This window comes from Deltaproteobacteria bacterium (assembly GCA_005879795.1).
Taxonomy (GTDB): domain Bacteria; phylum Desulfobacterota; class Binatia; order DP-6; family DP-6; genus DP-6.
Map to the genome: position 1 here is coordinate 1 of VBKJ01000178.1, position 10,006 is coordinate 10,006.

The window sequence follows — 10,006 nt, forward strand, 5'->3', positions numbered from 1 at the left end:
AGTACCTGGGGCAAGGAGGGCAATCGAGCTCAGGGGAGCCGGCGGCGTCCCAGGGCGTACCCTCCCACGTCGGCCCACAGCGCCGCGAAGCGTTCCGCGTCGAACCCGCTCCCCGTCGTGAGCCAATCGGTGTGCCGAGGTGGGTCGGCCCTGTCGTGGAAGTGGCCGATCACGTCGAGGTGGTCGGCCTGGGCAGCGTGGATGACACCGCCCCAGGGCTGCGAGCGGGTGGGGACGATGCCGTCGTTCGCGCCCGCGCCCGGGAGCGTGCCGTACGCGTTCCGCAGCCGGCGCACCTGGGCGGGGGCGAGGGCGGGTGCGTGGCCCCGGGACGAGCGCGACGCGAGCCGGTAGAGCGCCTGGTAGAGGGCATGGGTCGCCTGGGCCGAGGGGTCGAGGCCGGCGGCGAGCGTCGAGCGCACGCCGGGCGGGCGCGCGCGCGTCACGACCGAGGCGTAGCGCACCCCCGGCCGGTCGCGGACCGTCGCGTTGAACACGTCCATGCCCTCAGGCGTGAGCTGGGGCAGGAGCGCCTGGTCCTTGCTCACCTCGGTGAAGAAGGTCTCGACCGCGCCGCGCCGGGTGGGCGAGAAGTCCGCCAGGAGCTGGCCGAACAGCTGGTCCAGGAGCACGCTGTTCAGGCCCACGTGATCGTCCAGGCGCGCGAAGAGCGCGCCCAGCTTGACGACGACCGAGATCGGCAGGCGTCCGAAGCGGAGCACGTAGACGGTCCACAGCGAGAGGAGACGCAGCAGCCGCTGCCCGAGCAGGCTCGCGAAGAACGACGCGAGGGGCGTGCCGTGGTGCGGCGTGGCGACCGTGATCACGGTGGTGACGCGGCGCGCGACGCGCTCGACGTTCTGCCTGCTCGGCAGGGAGGCCCCCGGCGACACCGCGAGGCGGGCGTCGAGCCCACCGCTCGAGTGTCCGATCAGGTGCACCGGGCCGTCGCGCCCCATGGTCGCCGCGACCGTTTCGACCACGCGCGCTGCCCGCTGCGGGAGCGAGGCGGTGGGGTGCGTGCGCACCACGTGGACGTCCGCCGTCGCGTGCGCGCGCAGGAACTCGCGGACGTGCTGGAAGTACCCGAGCTCGCCCAGGTTCGTGAACCCGAAGAAGCCCGGGACGAGGTAGATGCGATGGCGGCCGCGCATCAGCCGCGCGCCACGGTCAGTCCCGGAACGCCGACGCTCTGGATGTGCTGCGCGTCGTCCTCGTAGCGCGGTAGCCGTCCCTCGGTGCGCCAGAGGCGGTAGGCGAGGGCGGCGGACAGGACGCGGATCGGGTAGTCGCGCGGCAGCGTGCTCAGGTAGGGCTGGATGGTCGCGAAGTCGCGCGCGCCGTACTGCTCCATGATGGCACGGAGCCCGCCGTTACGCGGCCCGATGTTGTACGCGAGGAGCCCGAGGAAGGGATCGCCGTGCATCTCGTCGAGGTAACGGCGGAGCGTGGCGGCAGCGAGGAAGGCGTTGTGGCGCTGGTTGAGGGGGTCGAGGTCCGCGACGCCGAGCCGCCGCCGGACCTCGGTCACCGCGTCCGCCGGCGGCGCCGTGATCTGGAAGAGCCCGCGCCCGCCGTCCGCGCTGTCGCGCGGGTAGAACGCGGACTCCGCCGCGCCCACGCCCATCAGCACCTCCACGTCGACACCGCAGGCGGCGGCCGCCTCGCGCACGGTCGGCTCGTAGACGCGCGCGCGCTCGAGCACGCGCGTGAGCGCGGCCAGATCGGCGCGGCGGTAGGCGGCGTAGACCTGGTGCGTGAGCGTCAGCCGCTCGGTCTCGGCGCGCCCGCCGACCAGCGTGCGGACGCTCGCGACCTGGGCCCGAAAGACGGGACCCGAGGCGAACCAGAGCGCGATGCCTGCCACCGACAGCGCGGCGGCCGCCGGTAGCGGCGTCCCGCGGCGCGCGAGCCAGCGGCGCGCGCCGAGCCAGGCGCGCAGCAGCGTCGCCGCGCCGATGCCGAGGACGAGCACGCCCCCGACGAAGAGGACGAGGTGCCACCACGGGCTCGCCCCCGCGCCCGCCTCGGCGAGCCAGCCGAGCGCCGCGATCACGCCGACGAGCGCCGTCGCGAGCAGCGCCGCCACCTCGCTGCCGGGACGAGCCCAGACGCTCCATGCGCGCCGCCGCGCGCGCCGCCGCTGCCTCCCCATCGCTGCCGCCGCCATCTAGACGGGCAACGTCGCCGTCGTCAACGGCGTTGACGCTTGCGCCGCCGGAGCGGTACACGGGCGGGAGCATGCGCCGCGCCGCCCGCTTCTTCTTCATGCACGTCGGCAGCTTCGTCCCCGTGTTCGTGTACTTCTACCTGTTCGGGAAGGCCGCCTTCGCCGCCGACGGCGTGCGCCACGCGCTCCTCGTCGCCCTTGTGGTGGACAGTGCGTACATCGCGCTCGCCCGGAGCCAGGGGGAGGCGAAGCAGTTCGACGCCGGGATCTGGACCCTGTTCGCGGCGGGCACGATCGCCGCGTGGGCCGGCGTCGCGCCGGCGCTCCGGCTCTACCAGCGTTACTCGCCGACGCTCCTCTTCGTGGCGCTCGGCCTGACGGCGCTCGTCCCGTTCCTCCTCGGGCGCGAGACCTTCACCTACTACTACGCGCGCCGGCAGCTCCCGCGCTGGCAGCTCAAGGTGCCCGAGTTCCACGACGTGAGCCGCGTGATGACGGTGTACTGGACGCTCCTCTTCTTCACCGCGGCGGGGCTCACCGCCTGGGCGCCGACCGACTGGCACTTCACCTTCCTCTACCCGAACCTCATGATCTTCGGGGTCGGTATGACTGCGACCCTCTGGCTCCCGCCGGTCTACTTCAAGCTCTTCCCGCCCGCCCTCCCGCGCGCGGTCGAGCCGCTCATCATGGGCATGCCGCTCGTCTTCGACCGCAGGGCGGCGCGCGACACGCGCGCCAGCATCCAGTTCCGCGTGAGCGGCAGCGAGCGGGGCGACTACTACCTCGACATCGCGCGCGGCAGATGCCGGAGCTTCGAGGGGGTCGCGCCCCGGGCCGACCTGACCGTGTACACGCCGGACACGGTGTGGCTGCAGATCGCGCGCGGCGAGCTCGACGGCGAGCGCGCGCTCCAGGACGGGCTCTACCGCGCCGAGGGGGACTTCGCGCTGCTCGCCAAGATCGGCGAGTGGTTCCCGGCGCGGCGGTGAGGCGGGGGCCGGGACCCGGGGTTCGTAGGCGGGCGTCCGCGGGGGCGCCGCCGGCGCTCCCGCTCGGGCGCCGACGCAGGCACAGCGCCCGGCCGCGCGCCGCGCTCGGCGCCCTCGAAGGTCGCGGCGGCGGTGCCCCCGCGGACGCTGCGCGCGGGCTGGGTGCTGTCCCGAGGCGGCTTGTCACGAGAGCGCCGACCCGGGAGCCGAGGCGGGCAGGCGCACGGACCACCGCCGACGCAACATGACGCCCCATTTGGCTCTTCGTACAAGTGCCCTAGCTAGGGTAGGTATACCTATCGTGTTACGGGAAAGACCGTGATGCTCACTGTATGATCTGTTGCCTGACCGCCCTCACACGCTTACGCGTTTGATAGCGGTGGGTCCGAGACGTAGCATGTTCGACATGAGCGCAGTGTGTTGGTTGGGGGTGGCCTCAATGCTCGCATTGGCGCTTGAGGTGACCAGCGCGGAGACCGAACCCCGTCGCGTGTGCCCGCCTGGCAAGTATCGCTTCGTGGTCACGGAGGGCGGGCTCGCGGACAAAGCGGTCGCCGCAGAGACCCTCACAATAGACAACGGCACTGTATCTATAGCTAGCGCCTGTGGCCATGTCTCGAGTGGCGTGAAAGTTCATCGGGATAGGACGAGAGTCAGAGCGGCCTGGCGTTCCTGTTCCGGGTCGAGACACCCTTACCGGATGACAGCACACATAACCGGGACGCTCTGCACCCAGCTCATGGGGAGAGTCAACGAAGGGGCTAGATGGCAACGGCAGTTTGCGGGTGTACTCATGAGCGATCGCGCTCATCCCGGTGGGGACGCGAGACTGGACGAGGAACTACGCGCGGCAGTAGCAGCGGCGCTGCCGGAGGCCAAGGATTCGTGGGACGATATCCATGACTTCACGCACTTTGTGAGACTTATTCAAGCGCGGGTCGGTTGCGCTTTGCCTGACGAGCGCTGGAGCCGCCTTCGGTTGCCCTCGGGTCGGTGAGAAGGCAGACGTGTAGTTGTGAAAGGCGCCACTTGATCTGACACTCGCCGCCGCAGTCTCCTTCGCAGCGAATAGACCTCGTTCCAGTTGGTCGCGCCGGTCGTGACTGTGACCTCGTCGTCGCCAAGGAGCCGAAGCCCGCGCCTGGGGTCTTACGATGCTGTTCCCGCCGACAGATCGCGGCGGCGCTACTCGTCGCGATGGCGCCAGTGACACTAGGACAGTAGGCGGGGTTGGACCAGGGCGAAGAGGGATCCGTCCTAGTCGGAGGCAAGGCGAACGTCCGCCTTCGGGCGTGTATGTTCATCGTCGCCCGGAAAGGCCGCCCATGAAGGCGGACCGTCAAGCTCGACGGGGCTCCGCGTGCTCGTCCTCGGCCGCGGGCGCGAGCGGCACGCGCTCCGGGCGGCGCTCGCCGAGCACGACTCGGTGGTCAACCAACTACACGCTCCTCCGGCGGGACGTGGAGGAGTGGACGAAGGTGGAGCGAGGAGGGGTGAGGGGGTGGGCCGCGCGGGGCCCGCGGCCCTTTTCTCGCCGCGGCGGGTCGTCTAACGTCATGCGTCCGATGAAGAGGTGCCGGAGAGCCGAGGCGCGCCCGGCCGCGAAGGGCCCGATCGAGCTGGACGAGGCATACCTGCGTGCGGTGAGGAAGATCGAGTCCCTGCCGCAGAACCGGTCCGGCGCGGACAAGAGCTGGGTTGAGCGCGCGATCCGCAGGTGGCGAGATCACTACGCGCGAGCGCGCTGAGGGCGGTGGACGGGTTCGAGCGCCTGGTCGAGCGGCTGCACCGTGAGGGCGTACGCTTCGTCGTCATCGGGCTCTCGGGCGCGAACTACTATGCGCGATCCGCGAGGGCGCTGTTCGTCACCCATGATCGCGACCTGTTTCTTCCGCCCGATTCCGATAACACGCTCGCCGCCTGGCGTGCCTGCGAAGCGCTGAACCTGGACCTCTTCTGCGGGGACGAGCCGCTCGATCGGCCGCGGGATCGCCTTCTCGCGGAACGCGTGGTTGCCCACCAGGCGCTCACCAGCGCCACAGACGGCGCCGGCCTCGATGTCGAGTTCACGTTCGTCATGGCCGGGTTCGACTTCGAGCGGGTGTGGAAGCGCCGACGGGTCTTTCGTGTTGGGGAGGTGGAAATCCCGGTAGCGCGCCTCGCCCACATCGTGGAGTCGAAACGACGAGCCGGGCGCGACAAGGACCGGCTCTTCCTCGCGACGCACGCCGAGGCGCTCCGCGACCTGATGGAGCTGGAGCGCCGCCGGCAGGCGCGCCGGAAACCGCGTCCAAAACCGCCGTGATGCCCGGCCCTCCCTACCCCAGCGACGGGGGCCGCAGCGATAGGCTCGTGCCATGAGCAGCGGGGGAAGACGCAACCTCGTCCATTGCGCGGCGTCAGCGAAGCGCCGCGATCTCGGCGGCCCGCGCTCATGACGACTCGCCCGCGGCGCCCGGCCGTCTACAGGATGTAGCGCGAGAGGTCCTGGTCCTGCAGGATCGGGTTCAGGCGCTCGCGCACGTAGGCCGCATCGATCACGACCTCGCGCCCGCCCATCTCCGGCGCCTCGAACGATATCTGGTCGAGCAGCCGCTCCATCACCGTGTGGAGGCGGCGCGCGCCGATGTTCTCCGTGCGGTCGTTCACCTGGGCCGCGATGCTCGCCAGCTCGGCGATCGCCTCGTCGCGGAAGACGAGCGCCACGCTCTCGGTCGCGAGCAGCGCCGTGTACTGGCGGATGAGCGCGTTCTCGGGCTCGGTCAGGATGCGGATGAAGTCGGCCTGGGTGAGCGCGTCCAGCTCGACACGGATCGGGAAGCGGCCCTGGAACTCCGGGATCAGGTCCGACGGCTTCGCGATGTGGAAGGCGCCCGAGGCGATGAAGAGGATGTGATCGGTGCGCACCGGGCCGTGCTTGGTGTTGACGGTCGAGCCCTCGACGACCGGCAGGAGGTCCCGCTGCACGCCCTCGCGCGACACGTCGGGTCCGTGCATGCCCTCGCGCCCGGCGATCTTGTCGATCTCGTCGATGAAGACGATGCCGGACTGCTCGACGCGGCGGATTGCCTCCTTGGTCGCCGCCTCCATGTCGATCAGCCGCGCCGCTTCCTCCTGGGCGAGGGTCTCCATCGCCTCGGGGACGCGCATGCGCGTCTTCTTGGTCTTCTTGGGGAGGAGGTTCTGGAGCATCTCCTTCAGGTTGGTCTCGATCTCCTCCATCCCCTGGGGCGTCATGACCTCGATCATGTTCGAGACGGGCTTGGTCACCTCGACCTCGATGAGCCGCTCGTCGAGCTTGCCCTCGCGCAGCATGCGGCGGAGCTTCTCGCGCGTGGCGGAGTCCTCGGCGGCGGCCGCCTTGCGCTCGGACTCGCTCCCGACGGCGTGGATGCGCCGCTCGGCGCGGACCGGCGGGAGCAGCAGGTCGAGCACCCGCTCCTCGGCCTGCTCGCGGGCGCGCACCCGGACCTTCCCCTTCTCCTCCTCACGCACCATGTTGATGGCGAGCTCGGTCAGGTCGCGGATGATCGACTCGACGTCGCGGCCGACGTAGCCGACCTCGGTGAACTTGGAGGCCTCGACCTTGATGAAGGGGGCCTGCGCCAACTTCGCCAGGCGCCGCGAGATCTCCGTCTTCCCGACCCCCGTCGGGCCGATCATGATGATGTTCTTAGGCGCGATCTCGTCGCGCAGCTCGGGCGGCACGTGGAGGCGGCGCCAGCGGTTGCGGAGCGCGATCGCCACCGCGCGCTTGGCCGCGCGCTGGCCCACGATGTAGCGGTCCAGCTCGGAGACGATCTCGCGCGGCGTGAAGGTGGCCATCAGCCCGCGTCGAGCTCCTCGATCACGAGCTGCGCATTGGTGTAGACGCAGATCTCCGCCGCCGCCCGCAGCGCCTCCTCGGCGATCTGGCGCGCGTCGAGCGCGGAGTGCTTCACCAGCACGCGCGCCGCGGCGAGCGCAAAGTTGCCGCCCGAGCCGATGGCGCAGAGGCCGTCCTCGGGCTCGATCACGTCGCCGGTGCCCGACACGACGAGCGACGACTCGCGGTCCGCGACGACGAGCAGGGCTTCCAGCCGGCGCAGCAGCCGGTCCGTCCGCCAGTCCTTCGCCAGCTCGACCGCGGCGCGCCGGAGGTTGCCGCTCACCTGCTGGAGCTTCGCCTCGAAGCGCTCGAAGAGCGTGAGCGCGTCGGCGCCGGCGCCGGCGAAGCCGGCCAGCACGCGGTCCTGGTAGAGCCGGCGGAGCTTGCGGGCATTGTGCTTCATGATGGTCTGCCCGATCGTCACCTGCCCGTCGCCGGCCATCACCACGCGGCCCTTGTGGCGGACGGCCAGGATGGTGGTCGCCCGCAGCTCAGGCCCGCGGGTGCGCCCGGTCATAGGCCTCCATCAGCCGGCGGAGGTCGACGTGCGTGTAGCGCTGCGTGGTGGAGAGGCTCGCGTGGCCGAGCAGCTCCTGGATGGCGCGCAGGTCGGCGCCCGCGCCGAGGAGATGGGTGGCGAAGGTGTGCCGCAGCGCATGCGGCGTCGCCTTGGTGGCCGTGCCGCTCGCGAGCACGTAGCGCTCCATCGAGCGTGCGACGCTCCGCGACGTCAGCCGCCCGCCGCGCGCGTTGCGGAAGACGGGGCCGCCCGCGACCGCCAGACCCGCCTCGGCGCACCGGGCGCGGTAGGCGGCGAGGGCGCGGAGCGCCGGCCGCCCGACCGGCACGACCCGCTCCTTCCGCCCCTTGCCGAGGACGCGCAGCAGGCCCGCCTCCTCGTCCACCCGCTCCCAGTCGAGGCCCGTGAGCTCGCTCACGCGCAGCCCCGAGGAGTAGAGGACCTCGAGCAGCGCGCGGTCGCGGAGGCCGGCGAGCGTGTCGCCGCGCGGCGTGGCGAGCAGCCGGTCGATGTCGTCGAGCGTCAGGTGCGCCGGCAGCTTGCGGCACGTCTTCGGCGTCGCGATGCCGAGCGTCGGGTCGGCGGCGAGCCGCCCCTGGTCGGCGAGGAAGCGAAAGAGCCCGCGCACCGCAGCGAGCTTGCGTGCGATCGACGCGCGCTCGGCCGTGCCGTCGAGGGTGCGGAGCCAGTGGCGGATCCCATCGGGCCGCACGGCGCCGGGCGCGCCCGCGAAGGCGAGGAACTGCCGCAGGTCGGCCAGGTAGCCGCGGATGGTGTGCGGTGAGGCGTGCCGCTCGGCGCGGAGATGCGCGGCATAGGCTGCGAGCACGTCCTCCGTCCTTGTCGGCATGCGAGCGCGATGGTATCAACCGACCCCGGGCGGAACAAGGTGAGGTTGTCTCTTGGTGCTGGTCTGCCTCATGGTAAATCCATGGGTTAGCTGGCCCCGCCGGTTTTGTCGCCGTTTGTTGCCAAAGCCGCAAGCCGTCCACGTACCGCTTGGCGTGGGGAATCCACCGCCCGTACACGTCCACGGTCTGCTGGATGTTTGGTGTGGCCAAGCTGGCGCTGCACGTAGGTGATCGGCGCTTCAACCACCGACAGCAGGATGGAGGCGTAAGTGTGGCGCAGCGCGTGCGGCGTGAAGCGCCTCCGCTTCGCTTTCTCCTGTTAGCTTTCTCCTTGACGCAGGCTCCCTGGCGAGCGCATTCTCCCGCTGCCATGGCGAGCGCTCCCGGTGGACAAGTAGGCATCAGGCAGCGCCTCATCTGAGCACCATGGAGGCGTCGCACTTCCCGGCCTTGCCGAGCGCGCCGCACGCCGGCCACTTCCTCCGGGGTTGGCGCCGCCGCGCCGGGCTCACCCAGGAAGGGCTGGCGCAGGCCCTGAGCGTGACCTTCTCGACCGTGAGCCGGTGGGAGAACGACCACGTGCGTCCGAGCAAGCTCGCCTGGAAGGCTATCCAGCGGCTTGCGAGGGAGCGTGGTGTGGCGCTCGACGACACCGCCGCGTGACTAGCCCAGGCGGGACTCGCGAAGTTCCTTGAGTTGAAAGCGATGTTCGGGTGCGCGGCGGCTGGTTGAGCGGCCAGCGACCTCTTACGCCGGCCTCTTCTTGAGCCTCGCCTTCCGCCCGAGCTTCTCCTCAATCGCCTCGACCACGAAGTCCTGCACGGCGATCTCGTGGGTCACGCAGTGCAGCTTCAGACGACGGTGAAGGTCTTTGGGGATGCGGGTTGCCAACTGGGTGACGGGTTCGTCCGTCTTCGCCATCACGCTGCCTTCGTCTTCCAGCCAGGGCGCCGGTCTCAGACGGCGAGGGAACTACGAGAAGAGTCAGACGGCTGCACGAGCCGGAGGCGGTCGGTTACGGAGGCCGGCGCGGCTTGCCGGAGCCACCGGCTCACGAAGCCCGAGAAGAAGAGCCACACCAGCGAGCCGAGCGGAACAAATCGACCCCCGCCCCGAGGATCACGTAGAGACAGCAGGGGCTCAAGCTCGAACGTGAAGCGATCCTCCAGCCGGCCGTCCCCGAAGCGGCAGGTTACTTCCTCGGGGCTCAGCACACCGATCACCATCGCCCGGTTGCCGGTCAGGCGTTCGACCATGATCTCCCCGCGTTGCGGCATGGACACCTCCATCGGCTCCTTGAGTAGGGGATGCGAAGAGAAGGCACGGTCACTGTTCTTCGTGCGGGCGTAACAGACGACGCCATCGTCACCCTTCGTCGTCTCGTAGTAGCCGGCGGCGGGGCGGACGGGACGGTCCGCCTCTCCTATGCAGCTTTGAGCGGCTCTCGTGCTCTCGACTTCGTTTCGAGCAGCTTGCGCCCCACGTCGAGGAGCGACCGACCGACGAGCACGGCAGCCCCGAGCAGGACAAATCCGGCAACGACGGGCACCGAGAGCGCTACGCCGGTAAGCCCCGAGACGAGGCGCACGCCTTCACGACCAACATTCC

The 10,006-nt window shown here is 70.4% G+C and carries 10 protein-coding genes; 3 read left to right on the forward strand and 7 right to left on the reverse strand.

Going from position 1 to position 10,006, the window contains the following annotated elements; translation table 11 throughout:
- Positions 1-29: 29 nt before the first annotated feature.
- On the reverse strand, positions 30-1,154 hold the full coding sequence (locus E6J59_15245) for a triacylglycerol lipase (protein ID TMB17963.1): 1,125 nt from the start codon (positions 1,152-1,154) through the stop codon (positions 30-32).
- Positions 1,154-2,170 carry a lytic transglycosylase domain-containing protein gene (locus E6J59_15250; GenBank protein TMB17964.1) on the reverse strand — a complete coding sequence of 339 codons (1,017 nt, stop codon included), beginning with the start codon at positions 2,168-2,170 and terminating at the stop codon, positions 1,154-1,156. The genes E6J59_15245 and E6J59_15250 overlap by 1 nt, the downstream gene beginning before the upstream one ends.
- 605 nt (positions 2,171-2,775) lie before the next feature.
- Here E6J59_15250 and E6J59_15255 point away from each other — a divergent pair.
- Together E6J59_15255 and E6J59_15260 are read left to right on the forward strand one after the other, a co-directional pair.
- Positions 2,776-3,159, forward strand: coding sequence for an SCP2 sterol-binding domain-containing protein (locus E6J59_15255; GenBank protein TMB17971.1), 384 nt, complete (start codon positions 2,776-2,778; stop codon positions 3,157-3,159).
- A 1,753-nt stretch (positions 3,160-4,912) separates the two neighbouring features.
- Positions 4,913-5,464, forward strand: a complete 552-nt coding sequence (locus tag E6J59_15260; GenBank protein TMB17965.1) for a hypothetical protein — start codon at positions 4,913-4,915, stop codon at positions 5,462-5,464.
- 158 nt (positions 5,465-5,622) lie between these two features.
- Here E6J59_15260 and hslU read toward each other — a convergent pair whose 3' ends face one another.
- The 4 genes from hslU to E6J59_15280 form a co-directional block, all read right to left on the reverse strand.
- Entirely contained in the window at positions 5,623-6,984 is a 1,362-nt protein-coding gene (gene hslU, locus E6J59_15265; protein TMB17966.1) for an ATP-dependent protease ATPase subunit HslU, read from the reverse strand.
- On the reverse strand, positions 6,984-7,544 hold the full coding sequence (hslV, locus tag E6J59_15270) for an ATP-dependent protease subunit HslV (protein TMB17967.1): 561 nt from the start codon (positions 7,542-7,544) through the stop codon (positions 6,984-6,986). The genes hslU and hslV overlap by 1 nt, the downstream gene beginning before the upstream one ends.
- A complete protein-coding gene (locus E6J59_15275) occupies positions 7,519-8,397 on the reverse strand; it encodes a tyrosine recombinase XerC (protein ID TMB17968.1) in 879 nt (292 codons plus the stop codon). The genes hslV and E6J59_15275 overlap by 26 nt, the downstream gene beginning before the upstream one ends.
- An 86-nt stretch (positions 8,398-8,483) precedes the next feature.
- A complete protein-coding gene (locus E6J59_15280) occupies positions 8,484-8,678 on the reverse strand; it encodes a hypothetical protein (GenBank protein ID TMB17972.1) in 195 nt (64 codons plus the stop codon).
- Positions 8,679-8,824: 146 nt separating this feature from the next.
- On the opposite strand from E6J59_15280, the gene E6J59_15285 reads away from it, so the two are divergent.
- Complete coding sequence (locus tag E6J59_15285; protein TMB17969.1) at positions 8,825-9,061, forward strand: helix-turn-helix transcriptional regulator; 237 nt, start codon at positions 8,825-8,827, stop codon at positions 9,059-9,061.
- Between the two features lie 293 nt (positions 9,062-9,354).
- Here E6J59_15285 and E6J59_15290 read toward each other — a convergent pair whose 3' ends face one another.
- Positions 9,355-9,687, reverse strand: a complete 333-nt coding sequence (locus E6J59_15290) for a hypothetical protein (protein ID TMB17970.1) — start codon at positions 9,685-9,687, stop codon at positions 9,355-9,357.
- Between the last annotated feature and the right edge of the window lie 319 nt (positions 9,688-10,006).